The organism is Pseudomonas quebecensis (genome assembly GCF_026410085.1).
Taxonomy (GTDB): domain Bacteria; phylum Pseudomonadota; class Gammaproteobacteria; order Pseudomonadales; family Pseudomonadaceae; genus Aquipseudomonas; species Aquipseudomonas quebecensis.
Genome location: NZ_CP112866.1, coordinates 4,881,697 through 4,907,897, shown reverse-complemented (window position 1 = coordinate 4,907,897; position 26,201 = coordinate 4,881,697). Strand labels below are relative to the sequence as shown.

Genomic DNA, 26,201 nt, shown 5'->3' with positions numbered 1-26,201 from the left:
GGTCGGCCGTCGCGCAGGACGGATCAGATGCGGAAGCGTCCGACCAGGGTCTGCAAGTAAACGCCCAGGCGGGCCAACTCGGCGCTGGAGGCGGCGGTTTCTTCGCTGGCGGCCGAGGTTTGCTCGGACACGTCGCGCACATTGAGCACGCTGCGGTTGATCTCTTCGGCCACCGCGCTCTGCTGCTCGGCGGCCGTGGCGATCTGCGAGTTCATCGCCTGGATTGTCGATACCGTGCGCGTGATGCTGGCCAGGGCGCTGCCGGCGCGGCGGGTCAGTTCGACGCTGCTGTCGGTAAGGCCACGGCTGTTGTCCATGATGCTCGCCACTTGCTGGGTACCGCTTTGCAGGCCGGCAATCAGTTCTTCGATCTCTTCGGTGGACTTCTGGGTGCGCTGGGCGAGGCTGCGCACTTCATCGGCCACGACCGCGAAACCGCGCCCGGCTTCACCGGCGCGCGCGGCTTCAATGGCCGCATTAAGGGCCAGCAGGTTGGTTTGCTGGGCCACGGATTTGATCACGTCGAGCACGCTGCCGATCTTGTCGCTTTCGCGCTTGAGATGGCCCATGGCTTCGGTGGAGTTGCCCACCTCGGTGGCCAGGCGTTCGATCTGCGTGATGGCTTCGTTGACGACTTTGTCGCCTTCGCGAGCCTGCTGGTCCGCCGCCACGGCGGCTTCCGAGGCTTCTTCGGCGTTGCGTGCCACTTCCTGCACCGTTGCAGCCATCTCGTTCATCGCGGTGGCCACCTGATCGGTCTCGACCTTCTGGCTGTTGACCCCGGCGCTGGTCTGTTCCGTCACGGCCGACAGTTGCTCGGCGGCACTGGCGATCTGGGTGACGCCTTCGCTGATGCCGCCGATCAACTCGCGCAGGCCCACGGTCATGCTCTGCATGGCGCGCTGCAATTGGCCCAGTTCGTCCTGGCGCAGTGAGGTCAGGTTGTGGCTCAGGTCGCCTGAAGCGACGCGTTCGGCGACCTTGAGGGTCTGCTCCAGTGGAATGATGATCTGGCGGGTGATGGCCCATGCGGCCACCAGGCCTACGATCAGCGCCAGGACGGTGGCGAGCAACAACAGGTTTTTCGCGTGGGCGGCATCGGTGTCGCGCACGACGGTCTGGGACGCGGTCAACTTGTCGCTGCGGTCCAGCAAGGTATCGCCTTGTGCGCCCATGATTTTTACCGCGGCGGCGCTGGCTACCTGGGAATCGCGGTATTGGCTGACTGCGGCGCGGTAGGCTTGCAGCGAGACGCTGGCCTGTTGCAGGTTGGTCGAAAATTGATCAGGGAGTTGGCCATTGAGGCTGGTGATTTTCTTCAAGGCGTTGTCGATGGCATCCAGCGCGGGTTGTTCGGCTTCGACTTTGCCGCTGTAGGTGTAGCCGCGCACCTGGAAGCGGGCCTGCTGAATCAGCTTGCTCAGGTCGACGATGCTGTTGAACTGGCTGACGCTTTCGCCTTGCAGCAGAGCCTTTTCAACTTCAGCGACCTTGAGTACCGCATTGTCGGCGGTATCGCCCAATTTGCTGCGGGCGTTTTCGCGGTTGGCACCGGCTTGCGCCATGGCGTCGAACGCGCGCTTGTAGGCGTCGACCGCCGCTAATTGTTCGTCGATCAAGGCAATGTCGGCAGGCTGCTCGATCAGCGTGCGCGCGGTTTTCAGGCCGCCGTCCAATTTATCCAGCAGGCCGTTGACGGCGGTCGTGCCCTGTTCGCCACGGCGCATTTCGTAATCCATGCGTGCGATACGCAGGTCTTTGGTCAGGTCGTTGAGGCTGGCGATATACCCCAGCTTGTCACCGCGACTGATCACGCCCGACAGGCCGGTCCAGCCGGTGAGCGTGATCATCAAGGTCAAGAGCAGCACCAGGCCGAAGCCCACGGCCAGCTTGGTTTTAACGCTGACATTTCCCAGTTTTTCGGCTAACCAACGGTACATGCTGCAAACTCCCCTGGAACAAGGCTTGGACTTATTCAGGAGTTATCGGCCTGCCTGCGCAATTCTGTAGCGACGCTGTCCCCCTCAACCCAGGCACTTCGGCGTGTCAGGTGGAACCGCGTCGCGTGGAAGGGGGCCGCTTCGCGGCCCAGCGCAGGGCAAGCCTGCACACCACAGAGTTATTGGAGCCTTTGGTTCCACTGCGTGCTCAGTGTTAACTGAAAAAATGTGGGAGGGGCAGGTAGTGTTAGAAGAGGCGGGCGAGCAGGGCGGTGACGGCCGTTTCGACGCGCAGGATACGCGCGCCCAATTGCACCGGCTGCAAGCCGGCCTTGGTCAGCAGCTCCACCTCGTAGGGGATCCAGCCGCCTTCCGGGCCGATCGCCAGTGTGACCGGCTCATCCAGTGCGCGCGGGCACGCCGGGTAATCCCCGGGATGGCCGATCAGGCCCAGTGTGCCGTCAGTCATGGCCGGCAGGCGGTCTTCGACGAATGGTTTGAAGCGCTTCTCGATGATGATTTCAGGCAGCACTGTGTCCCGCGCCTGCTCCAGGCCCAGGACCAGTTGCTCGCGAATCGCCTCGGGCGCCAGGAACGGGGTCTGCCAGAAACTTTTCTCCACCCGGTAGCTATTGACCAGCACCACCTTGGGCACACCCATGGACGCCACGGTCTGCAGCACCCGACGCAGCATCTTCGGGCGTGGCAGGGCCAGCAGCAGGGTCAGCGGCAGTTTGTCCGGGGGCGGCAGATCGAAGCTGACCTGCAACTCAGCCTCCGTGGCGTCAAGGCGCAGCAGTTGCGCGTTGCCCATCAGCCCACCGATGCGCCCGACGCGCAGGTTATCGCCCACCGTTGCACGATGGACATCCTGCATATGCACCAGGCGCCGATCGCGCAGGATCACCCGGTCGGCCGCGATAAAGTCGGCGTCTTCCAGCAGCAGCAGGTTCACGGTTGCGTCGCTGGCGGCTGGTCGTCGTCGGCGGGTTGGTCATCCGGGTGGTCGCTGCGCTTGCTGATCAGCCCGCTGAACAGAATGCCGATCTCGAACAGCATCCACATCGGCACGGCCAGCAGGGTCTGGGAGAAGATGTCCGGCGGGGTCAGGATCATGCCGACCACGAAGCAGCCGATGATCACGTAAGGGCGGATCTTCTTCAGGTATTTAACGTCGACCACGCCGATCCATACCAGCAGCACCACCGCCACCGGGATTTCGAAGGCCACGCCAAAGGCGAAGAACAGCGTCATCACAAAGTCGAGGTAGCTGGTGATATCGGTCATCATCTCCACGCCGGCCGGGGTGGCGGCGGCGAAGAATTTGAAGATCAGCGGGAACACCAGGAAGTAGGCGAACGCCATGCCGGTGTAGAACAGCAGAATGCTCGACACCAGCAGCGGCACCGCGATGCGCTTCTCATGCTTGTACAGGCCCGGTGCGATAAAGCCCCAGATCTGATGCAGGATCACCGGGATCGCCAGGAACAGCGAGACCATCATCGTCAGCTTCAACGGCGTGAGAAACGGCGATGACACATCGGTGGCGATCATCGTCGCGCCGGCCGGCAGGTACTGGCGCAGGGGCGTGGAGACGAACGTGTAGATCTGCTGGGTAAAGGCAAACAGCCCGGCAAAGATAATGAAGATGGCCGCTACGCAACGCAGCAGGCGGGTACGCAGCTCGGTGAGGTGCGAGACCAGCGGCATGTGCTGGTCGTTTTCCGGTTTATCAGCGCTCATGGGGCTCGCGGCGGCAATGTAGGGTCATGGGGAGCCGGCGACGCGGTCGGCGCCGGTACTGGCTCCGGCGGGGTCGGCGCCGCCTCGATGGCGGGTGCCGGTGCAATGCTGTGTTCAATCACAGGCGCTGCCGGTTTGTCCGGCTCCTGCACGGGCGACAGGATCTTGCGCGCCTCCTGCTCCAACGACAGGATGTGTTCGTTGTGCAGTTGCCGGCGAATTTCGTCGGCGCCGATTTCCCGTTCAACTTCCTGTTTGATGGCGTTGAAACTGCGTTTCAGGCGCCCGATCCACAGGCCGGCCGTGCGTGCCGCGCCGGGCAGGCGTTCCGGCCCCAGCACCAGCAAGGCGACGAGGCCGACGAGGAGCAGTTCAGAGAAGCTGATACCAAACATTAGTCAGTGCTCACGAGTCTTTGCGGGTCGGCTCTTCGACTTTTTCGGCCTGCACGTCGAAGGTGCGACGCTCGGTGATCGGCTGGGCGGCCTGAGGGTGCACAGGCTGGGCTGGTGGCACCGGGTTGGCGGCAGGGTCGGCAGGCTTCTCATCGTCGTTCATGGCCTTGCGAAAGCCCTTGATCGACTCGCCGACGTCGGTGCCGAGGTTTTTCAGTTTCTTGGTGCCGAACACCAGCACCACCACCACCAGAATGACGATCCAGTGTTTCCAGTCAAAAATGCCCATGCTGCAAATCCTCTAATAAACGTTATTCAAGCGGACGGGCGCGAGGCCTTTTCGGCATGCCCGGACAGGCCGAAGCGACGGTCCAGTTCATCCAGCACGGCCTGCGGATGCTGCCCCAGTTGGGCGAGCATGACCAGGCTGTGGAACCACAGGTCGGCGGTCTCGTAGATCACATCGCTGCAGTCGCCACTGATCTGGGCGTCCTTGGCGGCAATGATGGTCTCGATCGATTCTTCGCCGAGCTTCTCCAGGATCTTGTTCAAGCCCTTGTGGTACAGGCTGGCGACGTAGGAGCTGTCGGCGTCCGCACCTTTGCGGTCCTCCAGCACCTGGGCCACACGGTTCAGGGTATCGCTCATGTTCAGTGTCCTGCGGAGTAAATGGCGTGCGGGTCTTTAAGCACCGGTTCGACCACTTTCCATTCGCCGTCCTCGAACACGCGATAGAAACAGCTGTGACGGCCGGTGTGGCAGGCAATGCCGCCGATCTGCTCGACTTTCAGGATAACGACATCCGCATCGCAATCCAGACGCAGCTCGTGCAGGGTCTGCACATGCCCGGACTCTTCGCCCTTGCGCCACAGTTTGCCACGCGAACGTGACCAGTAGATGGCGCGCTGCTCGGTGGCAGTAAGGCTCAGGGCCTCGCGGTTCATCCAGGCCATCATCAGCACGCGCCCGGTCTTGTAGTCCTGGGCAATGGCCGGCACCAGGCCGTCACTGTCCCATTTGATTTCGTCCAGCCAGTCTTTCATGTTCGGCTCCGGCAATTTGCGACAGTGTATAACCGGATGGGTTATCGACGCACGATCAGATAAACACCCACCGCGACCATGATGCCGGCTGGCCAGTGGCCCAATTGGCTCGGCGTGCCGCCGATCGCCAGCATCACGCCGCCCACCAGGTGGGCCGCACCCAGCAGGCGCAGGAACCAGTCGTCCCGGCGCTGGCGCCAGGGTGGCGCGGGGTCTTTGGCGTGGGGCTGGGACATGCGTTCGAGCAGGTCGCGGGTCATATTGGCCAGGTGCGGCAGTTGTTCGAACTGGCTGTGCAGGTTGCCCAGCAGGGTCTTCGGGCTGACCCGCTCGCGCATCCAGCGTTCCAGGAAGGGCTGCGCCGTCGCCCACAAATCGAGGTCCGGGTACAGCTGGCGACCCAGGCCTTCGATGTTGAGCAGGGTCTTTTGCAGCAGGACCAACTGCGGCTGCACTTCCATATTGAAGCGCCGCGCGGTCTGGAACAGGCGCATCAGTACCTGGCCAAATGAAATATCTTTTAACGGTTTTTCAAAGATCGGCTCGCACACAGTGCGGATCGCCGCTTCGAACTCGTTGAGCTTGGTCTCCGCCGGTACCCAGCCCGAATCGATGTGCAATTGCGCCACGCGGCGGTAATCGCGCTTGAAGAAGGCGAACAGGTTGCGCGCCAGGTAATCCTGGTCTTCCGGCGTGAGGCTGCCGACGATGCCGCAGTCGATCGCGATGTACTGCGGGCTCCACGGGTTGACGGTGCTGACGAAAATGTTGCCCGGATGCATGTCGGCGTGGAAAAAACTGTCGCGGAACACCTGGGTGAAGAAGATTTCCACGCCGCGCTCGGCGAGCATTTTCATGTCGGTGCGCTGGTCGGCCAGGGTGGCCAGGTCAGTGACCTGCACGCCATAGATGCGCTCCATCACCAGCACTTTCGGGCGACACCAGTCCCAGTACACCTGCGGCACGTACAGCAACTGCGAGCCTTCGAAGTTGCGGCGCAACTGGCTGGCATTGGCGGCCTCGCGCAGCAGGTCGAGCTCGTCGTAGATGGTTTTTTCGTAGTCCGCGACCACATCCACCGGGTGCAGCAGGCGTGCGTCGGCGCTGAAACGCTCGGCGGCGCGGGCGAGGATGAACAGCCATGCCAGGTCCTGGCCGATGATCGGCTTGAGGCCGGGGCGAATCACCTTGACCACCACTTCTTCGCCGGTCTTGAGCTGCGCCGCGTGTACCTGCGCCACCGAGGCCGAGGCCAGCGGCTCGACGTCGAAGCGGCTGAACACTTCGCTGATCTTGCGGCCCAGTTGCTCTTCGATCAGCTTCATCGATTGCTGGGAATCGAACGGCGGCACGCGGTCCTGCAGCAGCATCAGTTCGTCGGCGATGTCTTCGGGCAACAGGTCGCGACGAGTGGAGAGGATCTGCCCGAACTTGATAAAGATCGGCCCCAGGTCCTGCAACGCCAGGCGCAGGCGCGCGCCACGGCTGAGCGCCAGGCGTCTGCGCGGGAACCAGCGCCACGGCAGCACATAACGCACCGCCAGCAGGAACCACGGCAGCGGCAGGGCGAACAGCAGGTCATCGAGGCGGTAGCGGATTACGACGCGCTGGATACGAAACAAACGGCGGACGGCGAGCAGCTTCATGCGTTATCGCTTGGATCAAGGGAACGGCTCAGGCGCTCGAAGCGGGCCTCAAGGCGTTCCAGGTCGATTTTGGCCTTGTCGAGTTCGCGAAAGCGCGCTTGCGCTTCCCGTTGCCCGACCAGGGTGCGCGATTCTTCGCTCAGGTATTCGGCGAGATTCTGGTTAAGACTGGCGAACCCTTGCTGGTACCAACGTGCGCGGCTGCGCAGGTGGCCGCTGATCAACTGGGTGGCGACGGGGCCGATCCAGCGCGAGAGCTCGTATTCCCAATCCAGTTCCAGATCCTGCAGCACGGCGGCCAGATCCATCAGCACCGCGCTGTCACCTTCCAGCTCCACTTCGGTGCTGTGCAGGATGGCGGTCTTGTTGCGGCTCAGCGCCAGGTGCAACAGGCTCGATGCCGGCGCGCGCAGGGTGCAGTCGGCGTCGGCGGCCCATTGGGTCGCCAGCATCAGGCCTTCGTCGCTGGGCAGGATAAACAGCTGCAGGGCAGGGCTGCTGCAGTCCACGGCGATGACCTTGCCGTTCAAGTGCGCAAGCCGCGCCAGAGCGGTGCTGTCCAGGCGCAGTACACGGTTGAGGCCGTGTTCGACGCTGGCGAGAAGGCCCTTGAGCAGCATCAGGGCTTGATACCGCGATGCAGGGCGACGATACCCGAGGTCATGTTGTGGTAGGTCACGCGGTCGAAGCCGGCCTCTACCATCATCGACTTCAGGGTTTCCTGGTCAGGGTGCATGCGGATCGATTCGGCCAGGTAGCGGTAGCTCTCGGCGTCATTGGTGATCAGCTTGCCCATCAACGGCATGAAGGCGAAGGAGTAGGTGTCGTAGACCTTGGACATCAGCGCGTTGGTCGGCTTGGAGAACTCCAGCACCAACAGGCGGCCACCGGGCTTGAGCACGCGCAGCATCGAGCGGATCGCGTCTTCCTTGTGGGTCACGTTGCGCAGGCCGAAGGCGATGGTCACGCAGTCGAAGTGGTTGTCGGGGAACGGCAGCTTTTCAGCGTCGGCCTGGACGAATTCGATATTGCCGGCCACGCCCTTGTCGAGCAGGCGGTCGCGGCCGACCTTGAGCATCGAGCCGTTGATGTCCGCCAATACCACCTGGCCGGTCGGGCCGACGAGCTTGGAAAACTTGGCGGCCAGGTCGCCGGTGCCGCCGGCGATGTCCAGCACGCGATTGCCGGGGCGTACGCCCGACAACTCGATGGTGAAGCGCTTCCACAGGCGGTGCATGCCACCGGAGAGCACATCGTTCATCAGGTCGTACTTGGCGGCTACCGAGTGGAACACCTCAGCGACTTTTTCCGCTTTCTGGCTTTCCGGGACGTTCTTGAAGCCGAAGTGAGTGGTGGGTTCGGCATCGCTGCCTTTGCGCTGATCAGTCATATCGCTGTCACCAAAAGAGAATGCGGCACATGATAATCCCCAAGGCCTGCTTTGTCTTGGCAAGGCTGCAGGTAAGATAGGCGGCCACCGAGGCGTTTTGCCGCATTCACAGGGTGCAAGTCGCTGTTTTTCAAGTCTCTGCAAGAGGAATCATCGCAATGGCCCGTATCACCGTTGAGCGTGCACACTCCCTGGGTAAAGAAGGGGCGCGGGCAAAGGCCGACAAGTTGGCCAGTAAACTCAAGGAACAATATGGCGTGGACTCCTCCTGGTCCGGCGATACCCTGAACCTCAAGCGCTCCGGGGTTAAGGGCACGGTAGCCGTTGAAGACGATTCACTGCGTATCGATGTGGAACTGGGCCTGTTGATGTCGGCCATGAGCGGCACTCTCAAGGCCGAAATCGAAAAAGCCCTGGACAAGGCGTTGGCCTGACTGGTTGCCGTTAGGGTGCCGATTCTAATTTTTCCTCCTACTTTGTGCCCAAGCCCGCAACTCCTGCGAGCCGTTCCTCCACCCTATCCTGCGTGAGGTGCACCATGGCCAAAGTTATCCTGAAGAAAAAAATCGACGCCCCGTCCAGCGCCCTGAGTGATGTCAGAAGCTATGCCCGCAAGATCTGGCTGGCCGGCCTTGGGGCCTACGCCAAGGTCGGCAGCGAGGGCGGCGAATACTTCAAGGAACTCGTTAAGAGCGGACAACATATTGAAAGCAAAGGCAAAAAAGTTGCAGTTGAACAACTTGATGCGGCCAACAGTCAGATTGATCAAGTAAAGAGTAATGTCTCGTCGGTCAAAGGTCTGGTAGAAGTTCAGCTGGATAAAGTTGAAAAGGCTTTTGATACTCGTGTTGCAAGTGCCTTGAATCGAATCGGCATTGCGTCTAAACATGACGTTGAGACACTCTCTGCTAAGCTCGAAGAGCTGACGGCATTGCTCGAACGTGTCGCGCGTAAACACTAAGGAGACAACGGGATGGCTGTTAAAAAGAATACTCAGAAAGAAGGCAGCTCGTGGATCGGGGAAGTTGAAAAATACTCCCGTAAGATCTGGCTTGCTGGTTTAGGCGTGTACTCGAAGGTCAGCAGTGATGGCGGCAAGTACTTCGAGACATTGGTCAAGGATGGCGAGAAAGCCGAGAAGTTGACCAAAACCACGGTCGGCAAGAAAGTCGACGCGGCCAAGGCAAGCGCGGGTTCAGCCAAGACAAGCATTTCCGATACCTGGGGCAAGTTGGAAGAAACATTCGACAAGCGTCTCAACAGTGCCATTTCACGCCTGGGCGTGCCCAGTAAAGCTGAACTCAAGACGCTGCACAGCAAGGTCGACACCCTGACCAAGCAGATCGAAAAGCTCACCGGCGCTAAAGTGGCCCCGGTAAAAGCCGTCGCTGCCAAACCTGCGGCTAAAACGGCGGCTGCCAAGCCGGCCGCAAAAACCGCCGCCAAGCCGTTGGTGAAAGCCGCCGCCAAGGCGCCGGCCAAAGCGGCAGCCAAACCGGCTGCGACTGCCAAGCCTGCGGCCAAAACCGCTGCAGCGAAACCGGCCGCCAAGGCCGCCACTAAGCCGGCAGCGGCTAAAGCATCGGCCAAGCCCGCCGCCAAAGCCGCGGCAAAACCTGCGGCCAAGCCAGCAGCGAAGCCTGCGGCCAAAACCGCCGCCGCCAAGCCGGCCAGCGCAAAACCTGCGGTCAAACCTGCCGCGACGAAGAAACCCGCCGCCGCCAAAAAGCCTGCGACCAGCAAGGCAGCGTCACCTTCCAGCGCCAACTCGGTGTCCGCGCCGACGCCTGCCGCGACCACCCCGACTGCAACGCCGTCCAGTGCGACGCCTTCCAGTCAGTCCTGATTTTTCCAGGACCTGAAAAATGCCCGGCCTGCAAAGGTCGGGCATTTTTTTGCGCGCTCAGTGGTAAGTGATCGACACGGTCACGGTGCTGGCCAACGTACCCTGGGTCAGTATTGCGCCGGTTTTATGGTAGGCGGCCGTCAGCGGCAGTACGGCCTTCCTGTTGCTGGTCGCCACCGTGCGGCTGCGTTGCGTCGGGGTGCCGTTGGCCGGAATGATCGAAAAGGCTGGCGCCCGATGTGCCAACCACAGCGCCGTGCCGCCTGAGGTGCCGGTGTTGGCGAACAGCGAGGCGTCCTCGCCCGCGGGTGTGCCGGTGAACAGGAACGTCACACTGCTGATATCCGATTCGCAATCGGCGGAGAGCTCAAAATCCAACGTTCCGGCATAGGCGGCCTGGTCGAAGTCTGAAATTTTGATGGTCGGCAGGGTGATGCTGCGATTGACGTCGCCGGCATCGAGGTCGCAGGTGCCGGCGTCGACCTGGCCGCTGAAACGCAAGGTGCCGGTGGTGGCGGCCTGAGCCGCGGTTGTCGCCAGGCAGGCAGTCATTGCCAGCCGGAGCGCAAGGTTTCGGATGCTTATCAAATCGTTCTCCAGGCCTCAGTTGTACGTCAGGGTCACGGTGGCGGTGCTGGCGAGGGAGCCTTGGCTGACCGTGCCGTTCTTGTGATAGGCCGCGCCGAGCGGCAGTACGGCGCGATTGGCGGATACGGCCACTGTGCGACTGCTGTCGGTGCCATTGGCAAGGATGTCCTGGGTGCCGCCGTTAAGCCGTGAATACAGGCGCAGCGCGATTCCGCCGGCAGTCCCGGTGTTGGCAAACAGTCGGTCATTGCCTGGTGCCGGACTGCCGGTGAAGCGAAAGGTGACCTGTGCGGCATCGCTGCAATTGGCGGTTAACTCAAAGTTGCGCGCACCGGCGCTGGTGGCGCTCTGAAAGTCGCTGACTTTTACCGGCGCCAGGGCAATCGTTCGGTCCACGTCGCCGACGGACAGATCGCACGTTGCAACGGGACGGACAAAGCGCACCGAGTTGCCCAGCCGCAGCAAAAAACCGTTGGGCCCGCTGCCCCAGCGATCCAGGAAAATATCGCCGCTGGGCACGACCCCGGTGGTGACTGGCCCGATTTTGTAGAACGTCGCCTCTGCACGGGTGAGGGTGTAGTACGAGCCGGGCGGCATCACGGTGCTTTGGCTGAACAGTCCGTAGGCATTAGTCACGCCTCGGGCATCGGTAATGGTGATGCGGATGCCCACCCCTTGCACCTCGGTGTGATAGGCGCCGGTGCTCGGATCGGTAACCTGTGGATAACGCCCGATGACGGTCCGCCACGTGTGTGAGGGGCAACGAATGAGCTGGCCCGGTGCCGTGCCGCTGAAATGCGCGCGGGTTATGACGCCTCCCACCGCCAGACTGTTGGGCACGGTGATTGTTGCCGGAAGGGTGAGCGTGTGCGTGGAGTTGGGGTAGCTTACGCAATCGGCCCGGGCGCCGAGGGCCAGGCCCAGCCCCAGCAGTATCGACAGGCCAGTGAGGACGCGCTTCATCTTTGATCTCCCAAAAAACAGGGGTGAACCTTGGCCGGTCATAGGGACGCAGGCCGTGGGTGGCGGGTCGGCTTCAGTTGTACGGCAATGGCGGGGCTGCCCCGGCACGTGCCGGCGTTCACGTGGCGCAAACGCCTGGCGCTGTCGGTGTTGCCCCTGGTGCCGAGGGCATACGCCAATCGGCAGCTGGCATGGGCCTGGGTGCCCCACTTGACGCTCAACCACCCCTGGGGCTGTGCCACGCGCACAAAGGCTTTGCCACCCTGGGCGACAATCCCGACGCTGGCGCCCTGCTCATCGAACACGTCCGAGCCGAACGGCAGCGCGCTGCCGTCTTCGCGCAGGGCTGTGATCAACAGCGCCTGGCCGCTGACCGTCTCAAAGTGCAGCCTGACCACCGCGCCCGCGCGCGGCGCCACGTTTTGCGCGGCGGTCTTGAGTTCGACGTCCACCGACAAATCCTTGGGGTCCAGCTCGACGACGTTCTGTCGATAGGGCGTGAGATGGGGTACCACGGCATAGCCGTTCCCGCCGATCTGGCCACTGTGGTTGCCATTGATGCGCGCGCCTCGCGCATCCGGCGCCTGCACAATGCCAAGGGTGTCGCCCAGCTCCGGGGCGAAGGTCACGCCGCCGGCGTGGGCGACCAGGCCGCCTGTCATGCCCAGCGAGGTGGTGCGGTAGGCGTTGCTCTGGCCAAACCCGGCGGACAGCGCGCTGTAGGGCGTCTGGTACTTCACGTCCGCATGGGTGGCCTGGGTGCTGCCGCGTGCGCGGCTGGCACCCAGGCCGTAGGTCAACTCACTGCGCTCACCGAGGCTGCCGCCCAGGCTGACAAGTTCGCCGCTGCTTTGGCTGCCGTGGTACGCGGTGGTGGTCAGGGTTGGCGAGCGCGCGCCGTGGCCCAGGGGCAGGCTGAAGGTAAGGTCGATTTGTTTGTCGACCTTTTCCGTCAGCAGATCGCGGGTTCGTTGGGCGCTGAGGGTGCAGTGCAGCCCGCGCCAATTGGCGCTGTAACCGGCGGTGAAGGTCAGGTTGCCCTGGGTGCGGTTCCAGTAATTCTGCGACGACCCGGTGAAGTACACCGAGCCGTTGCCCAGGCTCTGGTTAAGGCTGAGGTCCATGCGGTCACGCAGGCGCGACACGTTATCGAGGTTGCCGGCGTCGATGGCCAGGTCACGTAGGCGCGCCGAATCGCGCACGCTCAGGAAACCCTCGGTGGAGTATCGATAGGCACCGAGCGCGAAATGCGTGCCGGTCTCGGTGAAGTTCTTGCTGTAGCGAAGCTGCACGCTTTGCCCCTGGCGAGTGCCGTGGCCGGGCAGACTGGCATCGGAGTGAGTCAGGTCCAGCGACAACGCGCCCAGGGGGGTATTGAAGGCTGCGCCCAGCAATTGCGAGCGATAGTCCTCGCCCAGCACCGCGCCGGCGTAACCGGTGAGCAGGTTGCTCAGGCCACGCTGATAGGTGGCCTGCAGCAGCTTGGGCGGATGGCGCAGGCCCACCTCATCCAGTTGGCCGACGCTCAGCGCATAGCGCTGGTGGCCGGGGCGCAGCAGGTTGGCGTTGGCGGCGAACGGCACGATGAATTCACGCTTGCGTCCGTCGGCCTCAGTCACCGTTACCGTAAGATCGCCGCCGTAGCCGGTGGGAAACAGATCGTTGAGCACAAACGGCCCGGGGGCCACCGACACTTCATCGAGCAGCACGCCGCGCTGGCGCACGCTGACCCGCGCATTGGTGAGGGCGACGCCACGCACCACCGGCGCAAAACCGGTCTGGGAGTCGGGCAGCATCCGATCATCGCTGAACAGGCTGGCACCGCGCAGGCGAACACTGTCGAACAGCTCGCCGGGGGTGTAGATCTCACCCGTCAGCAGTTGCGCGCGCAGCGGGCTCACTTCGCGTTGCACATAGGTGGCGCTGCTCTGATACCCGGAAGCGGCCTGGGAGTGGCTGTAACTGCCGTCGTGGCGCCAGTGCCAGTCGCCCAGATTGAGTCCGGTGTTCAGGCCCAGGTAGTGGGAGGCCAGGGAGCGGTCGTTGGTCCTGGTGGAAAATGTATCGGCGTTGTAGCGCACAAAGGCGGCGTCCACGCCGCTGTCCCAGTGCCGAGGGTCCACATAGCCGCGCGCCGTGCGTGGCAGGTAGATCTGCGGAATGTGCAGGTCCAGGCGGTTTTCACCCGAGTCGTACAGGCTGCGGGCGCCGGGCAGGTAGGTTGCGATGTCGGCGCAAGCGGCAAACGGTGCGATGGCGGTGGTGCCTGCTTCGATGGCGTGCTGCTGGACATTGTCCATGTCGACGCCCAATCGCAGCAGCGCCTCGCGCGAAAGGCACAGCTGGGCGTTATCGCGACCGTCGAGCGCGGCGAACACCAGGGTTTCTCGTCCCATCCATTGGCCATTCAGATGCACGTCGGCGCGGTAGCTGCCGGGCAGTACAACGTTGCCCTGGCTGAACCTGGACACATCCACCGGCTGGCCCGCCGCGCTGTCGGTAAAAAACGCCGGGTTGAACTCGACGTACTCGGCACCGTGGGCCTGCAGCACGTCGGCGCCGGCAAGCAGCAACAAAGAGCGGGCGGCCAGTTTCAACCGATGGTGGGCCAGGGACCAAGTGCCGGGTCTGGTCGGCGTGTGCGAACTCATGTCTAGCGTTTCCAAAAAGCGGGGGCGGTGCGAATGCCGGCATGGGAAATCCCTGCCCGCATAAAAGGGCATCAGCCGAAGGTGTGTGATCGATCCAATAGCGTCGGCGACGACGCTACGGCGGATGGCGTGGCGCCAGGGCGGTCATTGCGCGACCTTCGATTGGTGTGAAACCTTGACCCCGAAGTCGTCGAGCGTCTGGAACGCGACGGTCGCCGCAGCCGCGGGCGGCGGGTTGAACCCCGGCAGAGCGAAGCGGCTGCGTGCACCGGGCGCCACCATGGTGCCGGCGCCGTATGTCGCGACCGCATAGGCCGGGCGTTGGTCGGCGCCACGCAGTTCGATGTGTTCGAACGTCACGTGATACGGGCTCGGGTTATAGGCTTCCAGCATCTGGCCCTGAGCGGTCTGCACGTAGCGCCATTGCAGCTTGGCGGGCGCCGCTTCGACCGCGTACGCCAGGTTCGGTGGGCGCAGGAACAGCTTGATCCGCGAACGAAAGGCCAGTTGCAGCTGGTTGCTGCGTGGTGCGTCCGCCGGCTGCGACGGCACCTCCAGCAGGTTGAGCCAGAACAGACGCTCCTGGGCGCCGGGCTGCAGATCGCCGGTGTAGGCCAGCCGTAGCACCTGTTGCTTGCCCGGGTCCATGCGAAAGATGGGCGGGGTGGCAATGAAGGGAACGGCGGTGAGGTCCGGCGTGGCGTTTTCGTCGCCGTCGTCCAGCCAGGCCTGGATCAATACGGGGGCCTGGTTCTTGCTCTCGAGCCTGACCGTGACCTCCTTATCGTTCTGGGGGTAGACGATGCGCGTGCTGTTGATCACCACGCTCGCCCGCGCCGAAGCCACACTCGACAGCACTGACACCAGCAGTACAAGTAGGGTCGGTGCGTGGAAAATCGACGTCGCGTTCATGGCTCAGTCACCCGGCGCAGGAGAGGGCAAGGTCGGTCGAGTGCGGCACTCGCGCGCCGAAGTCGCTGACCGTGGTGAATTCGACCGTGGCTGAGCCGCAAGGACGATGGCGCAGCAGCGGAAGTGCGAACCGTTTGACGTCACCGGCCGGCAGTAACAGGCTGTCATTGGCTGCCTGGTTCGGGGCTTTTTCAAAACGTCGGCTGGCGCTGAGCAAGGTCACCTTGGCCAGGGAAACATGGTACGGCGTAGGGTTGGTGGCCTGCAGCGCGAACCCTTGGGAATGTTCGACCAGTTTCCATTGCAGCCTGGCGGCCGCAGCGGCGACGGGGTAGGGCAGGGCGTGCGGGCGCAGGAACACGCGCAAGCGGGTGCGGAAGGACAGTTCCAGCTGATTGTTTTGCCCCGCATCCGCCGAGCGCGGCGGTACTTCCAACACGTTGAGCCAGAACAGCCGCTCCCGGTCGGCCGCCAGTGGCTCGCCGACGTAGCGCAGGCGCAAGGCCTGTTGTTGCTGGGGCTCGATGCGAAAGATCGGCGGCGACAGGGCGAAGGGCGTCCTGGCTGTGGCCGGGGTGGACTGACGGTCGCCCGTGTCCACCCAGGTCTGCACCAGGGCGGGTCGGTTACCGCGGTTTTCCAGGCGAACCACGACTTCCGCCCTGTCGGCCGGGTAAACCACACGCGTGCCATGCACGATCACGCCGGCGTGGCCGGTGGAGGCCGCCAGGGCACAGGCGGCAAGTGTGAAACAGACCCATGTCTTCATCGTTTGAACGCTCCCCGAATCAGGGGTGCCCCCGACACCTTGGGTGCAGCCCCCACGAGCCTCACTCGGCGTACTCGACCGTGAAGCCGACCCGCGTACTGACCGTGCCCTCGGAAGCGGCTCCGGTGGCATACAGCTGCGCGGCCAGCGGGATGACGGCCTGGTTGTCGGCAATCACCACGCCGGCGGACTTTTCGGTGTAGACATTGATCGGCGAGCCGTCGCGGTTGGTGACTTCCACTTGGACGTTCTTGGCGTGAGTGGTGTCGGAAGGGTCGTCAAAACCGTCGATGTTCAAGCGGCCGGTGGCCACATCGATGGCTGCGCTGGTGGGGTCGAAGGCCACCATCGCGGTGCGTCCGTTGGTGCAGCTGCCTTCGCCGGGTGCGCCTATGCGAATCGTGAAGCCCGTGAGGTTGGCGCGGCTGCCGGCGGTGGCCAGACGCGAGGCCGAGACGCCTCCCAGGTTGACGTCCTTGACCACGGCACCCGAGCCCGGTGCCGCGCCTTCCACGGTGCAGGTCACATCGGTGACCAGGCCGCTGAAGTTGATAACACCGTCGTTGGCGTATGTGGCTTGTGACGCGGCAACGGACAAGACCAGCGCAGCGGTTGCAGTGCAGAGAGCATTAACGTTCATGGTAATTCCAAGGCTGATGGAGAGTGTTCCCGGTCGCGGGTGATGACGCTGCATCCGAGATGCGTGTCTAGTTGTTCGCGATTGGCGGGATCACTAATTTGTATCTAGAAGTTAATTGTCTCTATAGAAGAGTGACGAGTTTCAGTTCGAAAATGTTCGAAAGCGTACTGTTTTACTTGAACTTTCTAAAATAGCTGTTGGGTGTGTATGAAGTTTCGTTAAGTCTTTTCTGTCGGGAAGTTCTGTAGGGCAAGTGGGTATTAATTGTCGGCTTGTATTGAAGCGTAGATATCGCTGGGCTATACCGAGCAGGTAATAACCGATGATGGTGCGTGCAGCGTTGCATTAACTTGGGTGGGTGCCTTTATGCCTGCAGCAGATTCCACTCCTTATACGGTCATGTTGCTTGATGACCATGAAATGGTGCGGCAGGGCATCGAGTGGGGCCTGAGCCAAGCCGCCGACATCAAGGTGATCGGTTCCTTCGGGACAGGCAGGCATTTGCTCGAAGCGCTCGCCCGGCAGACTGCGGACGTGGTGGTGATGGATTTTATCCTGGCACCCTCGGAAATCGACGGCCTGAACCTGCTCCAGGCGCTCAATCGGCGCTTCAGTCAGTGCCGGCCGTTGATTGTGTGTTCGCACTACACGCCAGCGACGGTGGCGCTGTCGTTGAAGGCCGGTTGCTGGGGGATTCTCGGTAAAACTCAGAACCTGGCTGAGTTGACCACGGCTGTACGCACCGTCGCACAGGGCCGACTTTACTTGCAGCCGTGTATGGTGCCCGAACTGCAGGGCATGCAGTCGGTGTTGGAAGTGGCGAACAAGAGAGCGAATGCGGACTTTTGCGCGTCGGGTCGTTTGAATAACGGTCTTACGCCAAAAGAGCAGGAAGTATTGCGCTGTTTTCTGGATGGCATGTCCGTCAGTTCAATTGCCGCCAAGTTCTCACGCAGTGCAAGTACCATCAGCACACAAAAACAATCGGCTTATCGAAAACTGGGGATAAGCAGCGACAGTGAGCTGTTCAAGTTTTCTCACCAGTTCGGTGAACCTGGATAGCCACCCCAACGCTTAAATCCGATCATCCAGATAACGCAGTGCCAGGCGCTCGGTGGCGTGCCGCGCCGGCGCCAGCAGATGCGGCGCCACCAGCATCATGATTTGGTACACCACCACCCGCACTTCCCCTTCGCGGTCGAGAATGCGTTGGTAGTCCAGGGAAAACAGTAACGTCAGGGTGATCTGTTCCACCAGTTGCCCGAGTGCCTGCGTATCGCTGACCAATTGCCCGCCCGCCTTCAAGCGTGCCAGCAGTGACGCCAGTGTGCGCTTGAGCGCCGTGAGCAGATTGCGAATGCCCTTGGCCAGCTTCGGCAGGCGCCCGGCCAGGTTCGACAGGTCCTGGAACAGGAACCGGTAATGGGCCATGCGTTCGATGATCAGGTGCAGGAACAGCCAGTAATCCTGAGGCTCCAGCTGCGCATCCGCCGGTGGGTCGAGCAGCGGCGCCAGTTCATTTTGAAAACGTTCGAACAACCCCAGTACCAACGGCTCCTTGCCGTGGAAGTGGTAATAGAGGTTGCCGGGGCTGATCCCCATTTCATTGGCCACCTCCATGGTCGACACGTTGGGTTCGCCCTTGTGGTTGAACAGTTGCAGAGCGCATTCAAGAATTCGATCGCGGGTCTTCATCCAGTCTTCTTAATGTGTCGTCGAGCTCAGCGCACCCGCACATAGGTGCCCGGCGCCGCTTCCATCGGTGGGTAATTCTGGTTGCCCAGGGCGGTAAGGGTGTCGCGCTGCACGCCCGAACGTTGCTGTACCCAGTCCAGCCACTGCGGCCACCAGCTGCCTTCGACATGGTTGGCGTCGTAGTACCAGGCGCGTGGGTCGCTGCTCAGCCGGGGGTTTTCGACGTAATTGGCCTTGGGGTTGCCCGGCGGGTTAAGGATGCTCTGGATATGCCCGCTGTTGGACAGCACGAAGCGGCGATCACCGCCCAGTAATTGCGTGGAGCGATACACCGCGTCCCACGGCGTGATGTGGTCGTTGATACCGGCCACGCTGAAGCTGTCCACGGTGACCTTCTGCAGGTCGATGGGCGTGCCGCACACTTCCAGGCCGCCTGGATGGCTGAGCGGGTTGTGCTTGAAAAAGTCCAGCAGGTCGCCGTGCAGCGCGGCGGGCAGGCGTGTGTTGTCGTTGTTCCAGTACAGGATGTCGAACGCCGGCGGTTCCTTGCCCAGCAAGTAATTGTTGATCCAGTAGTTCCAGATCAGGTCGTTGGGGCGCATCCAGGCAAACACCTTGGCCATGTCGCGCCCGTCCAGCACACCTTGTTGGTAGGACCGACGCTTGGCGGCTTCCAGGGTCTGTTCATCGGCGAACAGCGTGGCGGGGCTGTCGATCTGGCTGTCCAGCAGGCTCACCAGGTAGCTGGCGCTGGAGATACGCCGCAATTGGCGCTTGGCCTGCAGATGGCCTTGCAGCGCGGCGATGGTCAGGCCGCCGGCGCAGGCGCCCATCAGGTTGACCTCGCGCGCACCGCTGATGGCCCGGCAAACATTGAGCGCTTCTTCCAGCGCCGCCACGTAGGTCGACAGGCCCCATTCGCGATGCCGCACATCCGGGTTGCGCCAGCTCACGATAAACGTCTGCAGGCCGTTCTTGAGCGCGTACTGCACAAAGCTGTTGGCCGGGCTCAGGTCGAAGATGTAGTACTTGTTGATTTGCGGCGGCACGATCAGCAGCGGCCTGGCGTACTGTTTTTCGCTCATCGGTTTGTACTGGATCAGCTCCAGCAGCTCGTTGCGAAACACCACCGAGCCGGGCGTGGTGGCAACGGTCTTGCCGACTTCGAACGCGTGCTTGCTGACTTGGCGCGGCAGTCCATTGTTGTGCAGCAAGTCGTCGAACAGGTTGCTCACCCCGCGCACCACGCTGTTGCCGCCGGAGTTGAGCAGCTCTTTGACCGCCAGCGGATTGAGCAAGGTGTTGGAGGGCGATACCGCATCGTTGAACAGCGACAGGGCAAAGTGCGCCCGCGCCCGGTCATCGTTGCCCAGGGTGCTGTCGTCGATCCAGTGCCGGGTCTGTTTCTGCCAGCTCAGGTACGCCTGCAGGCTGCGCCGATACAAGGGGTTGAGTTGCCAGGTGGGGTCGACGAAGCGGCCGTCGCGGGGGTTGGGCTCATGCACCGTCTCGCCGAGCAGGACGCGGCCCAGCTGGCCGCCCAGGGCGAGGGCGTGACGCGCAGTGTGCACCGGGTTACGCAGGCCATGAGCGGCCACGCTGCGCAGGGTCGACAGCAGGTCGCGGCCTCTCAGCCCGGTGATCGCATTTTGCGCATTGATGAACGCGGCAGGGGTGGGCGCCGGGTTCGTCACGGGTCTTTCTCGCATGAGCCAACACTCCTTCGTCAAACCATCAACAGGCAGGCCAAGTCAGAACCATAGTCGGTTCCTGGCAAGTTGCGCGGCGGTGTGGTCCTTACACCGCGGGTCGTGGGTGAATCACTGCGCGCAGGCGCTCCTCCTCCAGGAATTTCATGATGATCGGCGCCACCGCCTCTGCGCGGGTGATCAGGAACAGGTGGCCGTCATCAATGATGTGCAGCTGCGCATTGGGAATGCGCCAGGCAAGCATGCGCATATTGATCAGTGGGATCAGCGGGTCGTCGTCCCCGGCCAGTACCAGGGTGGGCTGGCGGATCTTGTGCAGCCAATGGATGCTGGTCCAGCCCAGCCCCGCGAACAGTTGCCAGTAGTAGCCGAGCTTGCCGGCCGAACGCACTTTGCTGGCATGTTCGGCCGCCAGCTTGGCGTCGCGACGGAATGAGCCGCCGTAGATCATCGGCGCGATGCGCACCACATGAGACGGCTGGATATAGCGGCGCGGGCTCGCCATCAGCCACAGCACCTTCGGCTTGCCCGGTACCATGAAGGCGCCTGCGGCGGTCGCCGCCAGGATCAGCTTCTTGCAGCGCTCCGGGTAGTCATAGGCGAACTGCTGAGCCAGCGCGCCGCCCCAGGACACCCCGACTGCGTTTACCTGGCCGTAGTCGAGGTAATCGAGCATGCGCGAGGTGAGCTTGGCCAGGCCGGGGAAGCGGTAAGGCCGGCTGGGCGTCGAGGAGCCGCCCACCCCAGGAACGTCAAAGGCAATCACCTCCAGATCCGGGTCCAGGGCCTGGACGAACGGAAACACCAGCTCCAGGTTGGCGCCGATGCCGTTGAAGATCAGCAATGGCGTCAAGTGAGGCTTGCCCGGACGTACCGCCGTGCGGATGGTCTGGCCATCCAGGTCGATGGTACGAAAGATGAACGGTTGCGGCATGGGGGAACCCTTAGGGTTAGAGGGGCAGCTTCAAGCTACAAGCCTCAAGCTGAACTCAATCGGCTCGAGGCTTGTAGCTTGAAGCTAACGTTCATGCACATAGGTACCTGGCGCCGCTTCGGCTGCGGCGTACGTCTTGTTGCCTAATACCGTTGGGGCCTTTTTCAGCTTGCCCGCCCGCTCCGCCTGCCATGCCTGCCAATGCAACCACCACGAATCGGTGTGCTTGGTGGCGTTTTCCTGCCATTCCAGCGGCTTGCCTGCCAGGCCATCGCTGGTCTGGTAGCGCGCCTTGGGGTTGCCCGGCGGGTTGAGGATGCTCTGGATATGTCCGCTGCTGGACAGCACGAACTCCACCTTGCCCCCAAACAACTGCGCCGATTTGTAGCACGACTGCCATGGGGTGATGTGGTCGTTGGTGCCGGCCAGGGAGTAGATATCGGCGGTCACTTGCTTGAGGTCGATCGGCGTGCCGCACACTTCCAGGGCGTTGGGGCGAACCAGCGGGTTGTTCTTGAACAACTCGATCAGGTCGCCGTGAAACGCCGCCGGCAGGCGCGTGGTGTCGTTGTTCCAGAACAGGATGTCGAACACCGGCGGCTCGTTACCCAGCAGGTAGTTGTTGACCCAGTAGTTCCAGATCAGGTCATTGGGGCGCATCCACGCGAACACCTTGGCCATGTCGCGGCCTTCCAGCACGCCGGCCTGATAGGAGTGACGCTTGGCCGCTTCCAGGGTCTGCTCGTCGACAAACAGCGCGACCTGGGTGTCCAGGGTGGTGTCCAGTACGCTTACCAGCAATGTCAGGGCGTTGACTTTCTTCTCGCCCAGCGCCGCGTAGTGGCCCAGCAGCGCAGTGCAGGTGATGCCGCCGGAGCAGGCGCCGAGCATGTTGATGTCCTTGCTGCCGGTGATCGCCGTGACCACATCGACGGCTTCCTTGAGCGCCTCGATATAGGTCGACAAGCCCCACTCGCGCTGGGCCTTGGTCGGGTTGCGCCAGCTGATGATGAAGGTCTGCTGGCCGTTGCGCAGGCAGAAGCGCGCCAGGCTTTTATCCGGACTCAAGTCGAATACATAGAATTTGTTGATCTGCGGCGGTACCACCAGCAGCGGGCGTTCGTGCACCTGCTCGGTGACGGGCTTGTACTGGATCAACTCCAGCACATCGTTGCGAAACACCACCGCGCCTTCGGTGGTGCCCAGGCTCTTGCCCACTTCGAAGGCGCCCATATTGACCTGGCTCGGCATGCCACCGTTATGCACCATGTCCTTGGCCAGGTGGGACAGGCCGTCGAGCAGGCTCTTGCCGCCGGTTTCAAAGAAACGTTTGACCGCCGCCGGGTTGGCCGCGCTGTTGGTGGGCGCCATGGCTTCGGTCATCAGATTGATCACGAAGTGGCCGCGGCTGATGTCCTGTTCGGACAGGTTGCTGTCGCCGATCCACTCGTGCAGTTCCTTGCGCCACGCCAGGTAGGTTTGCAAGTAACGTTTGTAGAGCGGGTTCTGGCTCCAGGCCGGATCGTGGAAGCGACGGTCATCGCTTTCCGGCGCCAGCGCCGATTTGCCGAACATCACGTTTTTCAGTTCCACGCCGAAATGGGCGACATGCTTGACGCTGTGCAACGGTTGCTTGATGGCTTGGGTCAGTACCATCTTCGCCGAGGCCAATAAATCCTTTTTGCGTAACGCGATGATCGGGTTCAACCCCAGGGTGTTTTCCGAGGCCTGGCGTTTCAAGTCATCGTTGTTCTTGTTACTCATCTACGACGCTCCATTGTCCGAAAGACGAGTACCGGGTACCGCTGCGCACCAAGTTTCGATACACAACACAAGCCTGGTACTGCGACTCGGGTGACCGTTGATACCGCATCGTCAAATGCAGGGAACTTGCCAGTTCCATTGGTTACCCGAGTTTAATTTTTTTCGCAAGCCGGCCAATCATTGGCCTATAGACAGGGCATTCAAGCAGATGGAATTAGAAAATGCCCTCTAAAGAGCAAGACGGCTGACTTAGAGCATCAGGCGCACGACCGATTCACTCGGGTCGCGGGTTTTGCCGGCGGCCTTGAGTTCGGCGAGATAATCGGCCCACAACGTTTCCTGACGCACGGCCAGTTGGTAGAGGTAGTCCCAGGTGAACAGCCCGCTGTCGTGACCGTCGTCGAAGGTCAATTTCAGTGCGTACTGGCCGGCGGGCTCGACCTTGGTCAGCCGCACGTTCAGCTTGCCGAATTGCAGGATGGGTTTGCCGTGGCCCTGGACCTCGGCGGAAGGCGAGTGCACCCGCAGGAACTCGGCGGGCAACTGGTAGACCTCATCGGGGCCGTAGGTGAGGCCGAGGGTGTTGGAGGTTTTGTGCAAATTAACAGCGGTGGGGAATTTCGGCATTGAGGACACCTTGGGCTGCAAGCTACAAGCCGCGAGTTGAATGTGCTCAACTCGCGGCTTGTAGCTTACAGCTTGCGGCTTACAGAATGTACCGCGACAAGTCTTCGTTCTGCGCCAATTCGCCCAAGTGGCTGTTGACGTAGTCGACGTCGATTTTGATCGCTTCGCCATTCTGCAAGCCCGCCATGTCGCCGGCGCTGAAGGACACTTCTTCAAGCAGGCGCTCAAGCAGGGTGTGCAGGCGACGGGCACCGATGTTCTCGGTCTTCTCGTTGACTTGCCAGGCGATCTCCGCCAGGCGCTTGATGCCATCGGCCTGGAACTCGATGCCCAGCCCTTCGGTTTTCAGCAACTCGCGGTATTGCTCGGTAAGCGAAGCGTGCGGCTCGCTGAGGATGCGCTCGAAGTCGCCCGGAGTCAGGGCCTTGAGCTCGACGCGAATCGGCAGGCGACCCTGCAGCTCCGGCACCAGATCGCTGGGCTTGCTCAGGTGGAACGCACCGGAAGCGATGAACAGGATGTGGTCGGTCTTGACCATGCCCAGCTTGGTATTGACGGTGCAGCCTTCGATCAGCGGCAGCAGGTCGCGCTGTACGCCTTCACGGGACACATCGACGCCGCCGGAGTTGCCACGCTTGGCCACCTTGTCGATCTCGTCGATAAACACAATGCCATGCTGCTCGACCGCTTCGAGGGCCTTGGCCTTGAGTTCTTCTTCATTCACCAGGCGCCCGGCTTCCTCGTCGCGCACCAGCTTGAGCGCTTCCTTGACCTTGAGCTTGCGGCTCTTCTTCTTGCCCTTGCCCATGTTGGCGAACAGGTTCTGCAACTGGCTGGTCATTTCTTCCATGCCAGGCGGCGCGGAGATGTCGACGCCGGACACTTCGGCTACTTCGATTTCGATCTCCTTGTCATCCAACTGACCTTCGCGCAGACGCTTGCGGAACAGCTGGCGTGTGTTGGAATCCGACGCCGGTGCGGCGTCTTCATTGAAACCCATGCGCGCCGGTGGCAGCAGGGCGTCAAGAATGCGTTCCTCGGCGGCGTCTTCGGCGCGATGGCTGACCTTGGTCATCTCCTGCTCGCGCAGCATCTTCAGCGCGGCGTCGGCCAGATCGCGGATGATCGACTCGACGTCACGGCCCACATAGCCCACTTCGGTGAACTTGGTGGCCTCGACCTTGATGAACGGGGCGTTGGCCAGTTTGGCCAGGCGCCGGGCGATTTCGGTTTTACCGACACCGGTGGGGCCGATCATCAGGATGTTCTTGGGTGTTACTTCAACGCGCAATTCTTCGGGCAATTGCATCCGGCGCCAGCGGTTACGCAGTGCGATGGCAACGGCGCGCTTGGCATCGTCCTGGCCGATGATATGGCGGTTGAGTTCATGGACGATTTCACGGGGAGTCATGGACATAGTGTTTGGCGGCCTCAAGCGGAATAAGCCTACGGCTTACTCGGCGAGGTCCTGCTCCTCAATGGTCTGGTTGTGGTTGGTGAACACGCAGATATCGCCGGCGATACCCAGGGCGGTCTCGACGATTTCCCGTGCCGACAGGTCGGTTTTCTTCAACAGCGCACTGGCCGCGGCCTGGGCATAGCCCCCGCCGGAGCCCATGGCAATCAGGCCATGCTCGGGCTCGACCACATCGCCATTGCCGGTAATGATCAGGGACGCGTCTTTGTTGGCGACGGCCAGCATGGCTTCCAGACGGCTGAGTGAGCGGTCGGTGCGCCATTCTTTGGCGAGCTCGACGGCGGCGCGCACGAGGTGGCCCTGGTGTTTTTCCAGTTGGCCCTCGAAACGTTCAAAGAGGGTGAATGCGTCGGCAGTGGCACCGGCGAAACCGGCGAGCACCTGGCCGTGGTACAGGCGGCGCACTTTTTTCGCGTTGCCTTTCATCACGGTATTACCCAGGGAAACCTGGCCGTCGCCGCCCATGACGACTTTGCCGTGGCGACGTACTGAAACGATGGTGGTCAAGGGGAGAGTCTCCACGCAGCGGGGCGAAAATGCCCTGATGGAAACTCATATGGGGGTGGCGGGGGGGATTTCAACCATGGGGGTTTATGGCGGACGAGTGGTGTTTATCGGTCTGACACCCATTTCAGAGCACTGCAAAACCAAATGTGGGAGGGGGCTTGCCCCCGATGGCGGTGTATCAGTCACCGAAAATATTGGCTGATCTACCGCTATCGGGGGCAAGCCCCTCTCCCACATTCATGCTGGTGTGTCTTCGAAATCAGCGGCTCTGGCGCTGTTGTAACAACAGGTTGCTAAACCCGGCCCCGGCCAATTGCTTCTGCGCCACGGTCAGCTGTTCGCGGTTGCTGAACGGCCCTACCAGCACGCGATACCAGGTCGCGTCCTTCACCGTGCCGGACTCCACGGTCACCGTCTGGCCCAGCAGGATGATCTGCGCACGCACGCGATCGGCGTCCGCCTGTTTCGGGAACGAACCGGCCTGCAGGAAGAACTTGGTCACCGGTGCCGCCTTGGTCTCGGCGACCGGTGGTGCCGGCGGCGGGGTGATGCCGGCCAGCGCTGCCTGGGCGCGTGCGGTATCGATCTTGGCGGCTTCGGCCGGGGTGACCGGGGTGGTCGGCACTTGCGGCGTCGGCAGGGTTTTTTCCGGGACGGCGTCGGGCGGGACGATCACTTCCGATTCCGGCAGCAGCGTATAGAAGTCGTATTTAGGCTTCACCGGTGCGGTCGGGCTCGGGGCGGTCTTGTTGGCTTCGGCGATCTTCGAGGCTTTCTGCTGTTCCTGCTTGACCCGTTTGACGTCATCGCCCTGACCCGGGTCCAGCTTCATCAGAAACACCACAAACGCACCGACCGTGAGGCCGATAGCCATCCACAACCAGCCCGGGATCGGCTTCTTCGCCGGGGCCTGGTAGCGGCTCGCGCCGCGCTTGGGTGCAGGTTTTTTCTTGGCAGCCAAC

28 protein-coding genes and 1 pseudogene are annotated in these 26,201 nt (G+C 62.2%); 4 read left to right on the top strand and 25 right to left on the bottom strand.

What is annotated here, in order from left to right; translation table 11 throughout:
• Positions 1-23 precede the first annotated feature (23 nt).
• From OSC50_RS26320 to ubiE, 11 genes and pseudogenes are all read right to left on the bottom strand, one after another.
• Positions 24-728 carry a methyl-accepting chemotaxis protein gene (locus tag OSC50_RS26320; protein ID WP_409522919.1) on the bottom strand — a complete coding sequence of 235 codons (705 nt, stop codon included), beginning with the start codon at positions 726-728 and terminating at the stop codon, positions 24-26.
• A 201-nt stretch (positions 729-929) separates the two neighbouring features.
• A pseudogene (locus OSC50_RS26315) lies at positions 930-1,850 on the bottom strand (methyl-accepting chemotaxis protein); the annotation flags it as partial.
• A gap of 337 nt (positions 1,851-2,187) precedes the next feature.
• The gene (locus tag OSC50_RS22830) at positions 2,188-2,895 is read right to left on the bottom strand and encodes a 16S rRNA (uracil(1498)-N(3))-methyltransferase (protein ID WP_181080320.1); all 708 of its coding nucleotides are present in this window, start codon (positions 2,893-2,895) and stop codon (positions 2,188-2,190) included.
• Positions 2,892-3,683, bottom strand: a complete 792-nt coding sequence (tatC, locus tag OSC50_RS22825) for a twin-arginine translocase subunit TatC (protein ID WP_181080321.1) — start codon at positions 3,681-3,683, stop codon at positions 2,892-2,894. The genes OSC50_RS22830 and tatC overlap by 4 nt, the downstream gene beginning before the upstream one ends.
• Positions 3,680-4,078 carry a Sec-independent protein translocase protein TatB gene (gene tatB, locus OSC50_RS22820; RefSeq protein ID WP_266245531.1) on the bottom strand — a complete coding sequence of 133 codons (399 nt, stop codon included), beginning with the start codon at positions 4,076-4,078 and terminating at the stop codon, positions 3,680-3,682. The genes tatC and tatB overlap by 4 nt, the downstream gene beginning before the upstream one ends.
• 10 nt (positions 4,079-4,088) lie before the next feature.
• Complete coding sequence (locus tag OSC50_RS22815; protein ID WP_017738835.1) at positions 4,089-4,367, bottom strand: twin-arginine translocase TatA/TatE family subunit; 279 nt, start codon at positions 4,365-4,367, stop codon at positions 4,089-4,091.
• Positions 4,368-4,393: 26 nt separating this feature from the next.
• Complete coding sequence (locus OSC50_RS22810; protein ID WP_027605032.1) at positions 4,394-4,726, bottom strand: phosphoribosyl-ATP diphosphatase; 333 nt, start codon at positions 4,724-4,726, stop codon at positions 4,394-4,396.
• Between the two features lie 2 nt (positions 4,727-4,728).
• Complete coding sequence (gene hisI, locus OSC50_RS22805) at positions 4,729-5,121, bottom strand: phosphoribosyl-AMP cyclohydrolase (RefSeq protein ID WP_181080323.1); 393 nt, start codon at positions 5,119-5,121, stop codon at positions 4,729-4,731.
• Between the two features lie 41 nt (positions 5,122-5,162).
• Positions 5,163-6,767 (bottom strand): ubiquinone biosynthesis regulatory protein kinase UbiB, encoded by a 1,605-nt coding sequence (ubiB, locus tag OSC50_RS22800; protein WP_181080324.1) that lies wholly within the window; start codon positions 6,765-6,767, stop codon positions 5,163-5,165.
• On the bottom strand, positions 6,764-7,387 hold the full coding sequence (locus OSC50_RS22795; RefSeq protein ID WP_181080325.1) for a ubiquinone biosynthesis accessory factor UbiJ: 624 nt from the start codon (positions 7,385-7,387) through the stop codon (positions 6,764-6,766). The genes ubiB and OSC50_RS22795 overlap by 4 nt, the downstream gene beginning before the upstream one ends.
• Positions 7,387-8,157 carry a bifunctional demethylmenaquinone methyltransferase/2-methoxy-6-polyprenyl-1,4-benzoquinol methylase UbiE gene (gene ubiE, locus OSC50_RS22790; RefSeq protein WP_034095486.1) on the bottom strand — a complete coding sequence of 257 codons (771 nt, stop codon included), beginning with the start codon at positions 8,155-8,157 and terminating at the stop codon, positions 7,387-7,389. The genes OSC50_RS22795 and ubiE overlap by 1 nt, the downstream gene beginning before the upstream one ends.
• Positions 8,158-8,315: 158 nt before the next feature.
• Here ubiE and OSC50_RS22785 point away from each other — a divergent pair, with 158 nt between their 5' ends.
• The 3 genes from OSC50_RS22785 (at position 8,316) to OSC50_RS22775 (ending at position 10,003) form a co-directional block, all read left to right on the top strand.
• Complete coding sequence (locus OSC50_RS22785) at positions 8,316-8,591, top strand: polyhydroxyalkanoic acid system family protein (RefSeq protein WP_181080326.1); 276 nt, start codon at positions 8,316-8,318, stop codon at positions 8,589-8,591.
• Positions 8,592-8,695: 104 nt separating this feature from the next.
• On the top strand, positions 8,696-9,118 hold the full coding sequence (locus OSC50_RS22780) for a phasin family protein (RefSeq protein WP_253510041.1): 423 nt from the start codon (positions 8,696-8,698) through the stop codon (positions 9,116-9,118).
• A gap of 12 nt (positions 9,119-9,130) precedes the next feature.
• A complete protein-coding gene (locus tag OSC50_RS22775; RefSeq protein ID WP_266245536.1) occupies positions 9,131-10,003 on the top strand; it encodes a phasin family protein in 873 nt (290 codons plus the stop codon).
• Between the two features lie 57 nt (positions 10,004-10,060).
• Here OSC50_RS22775 and OSC50_RS22770 read toward each other — a convergent pair whose 3' ends face one another.
• From OSC50_RS22770 to OSC50_RS22745, 6 genes are all read right to left on the bottom strand, one after another.
• Positions 10,061-10,555, bottom strand: a complete 495-nt coding sequence (locus OSC50_RS22770) for a fimbrial protein (RefSeq protein WP_286670913.1) — start codon at positions 10,553-10,555, stop codon at positions 10,061-10,063.
• Between the two features lie 51 nt (positions 10,556-10,606).
• Positions 10,607-11,554 (bottom strand): fimbrial protein, encoded by a 948-nt coding sequence (locus tag OSC50_RS22765; protein ID WP_181080329.1) that lies wholly within the window; start codon positions 11,552-11,554, stop codon positions 10,607-10,609.
• A 38-nt stretch (positions 11,555-11,592) separates the two neighbouring features.
• Entirely contained in the window at positions 11,593-14,205 is a 2,613-nt protein-coding gene (locus OSC50_RS22760) for a fimbria/pilus outer membrane usher protein (protein ID WP_266245538.1), read from the bottom strand.
• A gap of 144 nt (positions 14,206-14,349) precedes the next feature.
• Positions 14,350-15,117: a fimbrial biogenesis chaperone gene (locus tag OSC50_RS22755; protein ID WP_266245540.1), complete on the bottom strand. Its 768-nt coding sequence runs from the start codon at positions 15,115-15,117 to the stop codon at positions 14,350-14,352.
• Between the two features lie 7 nt (positions 15,118-15,124).
• Positions 15,125-15,886, bottom strand: a complete 762-nt coding sequence (locus tag OSC50_RS22750; protein WP_266245542.1) for a fimbrial biogenesis chaperone — start codon at positions 15,884-15,886, stop codon at positions 15,125-15,127.
• 61 nt (positions 15,887-15,947) lie between these two features.
• The gene (locus OSC50_RS22745) at positions 15,948-16,526 is read right to left on the bottom strand and encodes a fimbrial protein (protein ID WP_181080333.1); all 579 of its coding nucleotides are present in this window, start codon (positions 16,524-16,526) and stop codon (positions 15,948-15,950) included.
• A gap of 399 nt (positions 16,527-16,925) precedes the next feature.
• Here OSC50_RS22745 and OSC50_RS22740 point away from each other — a divergent pair, with 399 nt between their 5' ends.
• Positions 16,926-17,588: a response regulator gene (locus OSC50_RS22740; RefSeq protein ID WP_266247454.1), complete on the top strand. Its 663-nt coding sequence runs from the start codon at positions 16,926-16,928 to the stop codon at positions 17,586-17,588.
• 12 nt (positions 17,589-17,600) lie between these two features.
• On the opposite strand, the gene OSC50_RS22735 is transcribed toward OSC50_RS22740, so the two are convergent.
• From OSC50_RS22735 to OSC50_RS22700, 8 genes are all read right to left on the bottom strand, one after another.
• On the bottom strand, positions 17,601-18,221 hold the full coding sequence (locus tag OSC50_RS22735) for a TetR/AcrR family transcriptional regulator (protein ID WP_181080334.1): 621 nt from the start codon (positions 18,219-18,221) through the stop codon (positions 17,601-17,603).
• A 26-nt stretch (positions 18,222-18,247) separates the two neighbouring features.
• Positions 18,248-19,930: a class II poly(R)-hydroxyalkanoic acid synthase gene (gene phaC, locus OSC50_RS22730; RefSeq protein ID WP_181080335.1), complete on the bottom strand. Its 1,683-nt coding sequence runs from the start codon at positions 19,928-19,930 to the stop codon at positions 18,248-18,250.
• An 88-nt stretch (positions 19,931-20,018) separates the two neighbouring features.
• The gene (phaZ, locus tag OSC50_RS22725; RefSeq protein ID WP_181080336.1) at positions 20,019-20,864 is read right to left on the bottom strand and encodes a poly(3-hydroxyalkanoate) depolymerase; all 846 of its coding nucleotides are present in this window, start codon (positions 20,862-20,864) and stop codon (positions 20,019-20,021) included.
• Between the two features lie 84 nt (positions 20,865-20,948).
• Entirely contained in the window at positions 20,949-22,628 is a 1,680-nt protein-coding gene (phaC, locus tag OSC50_RS22720) for a class II poly(R)-hydroxyalkanoic acid synthase (protein ID WP_253510050.1), read from the bottom strand.
• Between the two features lie 249 nt (positions 22,629-22,877).
• A complete protein-coding gene (locus OSC50_RS22715) occupies positions 22,878-23,255 on the bottom strand; it encodes a gamma-butyrobetaine hydroxylase family protein (protein ID WP_253510051.1) in 378 nt (125 codons plus the stop codon).
• 79 nt (positions 23,256-23,334) lie between these two features.
• Positions 23,335-24,672 (bottom strand): ATP-dependent protease ATPase subunit HslU, encoded by a 1,338-nt coding sequence (gene hslU / locus OSC50_RS22710; protein WP_181080339.1) that lies wholly within the window; start codon positions 24,670-24,672, stop codon positions 23,335-23,337.
• Positions 24,673-24,708: 36 nt separating this feature from the next.
• A complete protein-coding gene (hslV, locus tag OSC50_RS22705) occupies positions 24,709-25,239 on the bottom strand; it encodes an ATP-dependent protease subunit HslV (protein WP_003171209.1) in 531 nt (176 codons plus the stop codon).
• 259 nt (positions 25,240-25,498) lie between these two features.
• Positions 25,499-26,200, bottom strand: a complete 702-nt coding sequence (locus tag OSC50_RS22700; protein ID WP_181080344.1) for an SPOR domain-containing protein — start codon at positions 26,198-26,200, stop codon at positions 25,499-25,501.
• Position 26,201: the final 1 nt, after the last annotated feature.

Bases quoted from the DNA above. Each gene is read 5' to 3' on its own strand.
- OSC50_RS26320 (WP_409522919.1), bottom strand. From the start codon at position 728: ATGGCTGCAACGGTGCAGGAAGTGGCACGCAACGCCGAAGAAGCCTCG.
- tatC (WP_181080321.1), bottom strand. From the start codon at position 3,683: ATGAGCGCTGATAAACCGGAAAACGACCAGCACATGCCGCTGGTCTCG.
- tatB (WP_266245531.1), bottom strand. From the start codon at position 4,078: ATGTTTGGTATCAGCTTCTCTGAACTGCTCCTCGTCGGCCTCGTCGCC.
- OSC50_RS22815 (WP_017738835.1), bottom strand. From the start codon at position 4,367: ATGGGCATTTTTGACTGGAAACACTGGATCGTCATTCTGGTGGTGGTG.
- OSC50_RS22810 (WP_027605032.1), bottom strand. From the start codon at position 4,726: ATGAGCGATACCCTGAACCGTGTGGCCCAGGTGCTGGAGGACCGCAAA.
- hisI (WP_181080323.1), bottom strand. From the start codon at position 5,121: ATGAAAGACTGGCTGGACGAAATCAAATGGGACAGTGACGGCCTGGTG.
- ubiB (WP_181080324.1), bottom strand. From the start codon at position 6,767: ATGAAGCTGCTCGCCGTCCGCCGTTTGTTTCGTATCCAGCGCGTCGTA.
- OSC50_RS22795 (WP_181080325.1), bottom strand. From the start codon at position 7,387: ATGCTGCTCAAGGGCCTTCTCGCCAGCGTCGAACACGGCCTCAACCGT.
- ubiE (WP_034095486.1), bottom strand. From the start codon at position 8,157: ATGACTGATCAGCGCAAAGGCAGCGATGCCGAACCCACCACTCACTTC.
- OSC50_RS22785 (WP_181080326.1), top strand. From the start codon at position 8,316: ATGGCCCGTATCACCGTTGAGCGTGCACACTCCCTGGGTAAAGAAGGG.
- OSC50_RS22780 (WP_253510041.1), top strand. From the start codon at position 8,696: ATGGCCAAAGTTATCCTGAAGAAAAAAATCGACGCCCCGTCCAGCGCC.
- OSC50_RS22775 (WP_266245536.1), top strand. From the start codon at position 9,131: ATGGCTGTTAAAAAGAATACTCAGAAAGAAGGCAGCTCGTGGATCGGG.
- OSC50_RS22770 (WP_286670913.1), bottom strand. From the start codon at position 10,555: ATGACTGCCTGCCTGGCGACAACCGCGGCTCAGGCCGCCACCACCGGC.
- OSC50_RS22765 (WP_181080329.1), bottom strand. From the start codon at position 11,554: ATGAAGCGCGTCCTCACTGGCCTGTCGATACTGCTGGGGCTGGGCCTG.
- OSC50_RS22760 (WP_266245538.1), bottom strand. From the start codon at position 14,205: ATGAGTTCGCACACGCCGACCAGACCCGGCACTTGGTCCCTGGCCCAC.
- OSC50_RS22755 (WP_266245540.1), bottom strand. From the start codon at position 15,117: ATGAACGCGACGTCGATTTTCCACGCACCGACCCTACTTGTACTGCTG.
- OSC50_RS22750 (WP_266245542.1), bottom strand. From the start codon at position 15,886: ATGAAGACATGGGTCTGTTTCACACTTGCCGCCTGTGCCCTGGCGGCC.
- OSC50_RS22745 (WP_181080333.1), bottom strand. From the start codon at position 16,526: ATGAACGTTAATGCTCTCTGCACTGCAACCGCTGCGCTGGTCTTGTCC.
- OSC50_RS22740 (WP_266247454.1), top strand. From the start codon at position 16,926: ATGTTGCTTGATGACCATGAAATGGTGCGGCAGGGCATCGAGTGGGGC.
- OSC50_RS22735 (WP_181080334.1), bottom strand. From the start codon at position 18,221: ATGAAGACCCGCGATCGAATTCTTGAATGCGCTCTGCAACTGTTCAAC.
- phaC (WP_181080335.1), bottom strand. From the start codon at position 19,930: ATGCGAGAAAGACCCGTGACGAACCCGGCGCCCACCCCTGCCGCGTTC.
- phaZ (WP_181080336.1), bottom strand. From the start codon at position 20,864: ATGCCGCAACCGTTCATCTTTCGTACCATCGACCTGGATGGCCAGACC.
- phaC (WP_253510050.1), bottom strand. From the start codon at position 22,628: ATGAGTAACAAGAACAACGATGACTTGAAACGCCAGGCCTCGGAAAAC.
- OSC50_RS22715 (WP_253510051.1), bottom strand. From the start codon at position 23,255: ATGCCGAAATTCCCCACCGCTGTTAATTTGCACAAAACCTCCAACACC.
- hslU (WP_181080339.1), bottom strand. From the start codon at position 24,672: ATGTCCATGACTCCCCGTGAAATCGTCCATGAACTCAACCGCCATATC.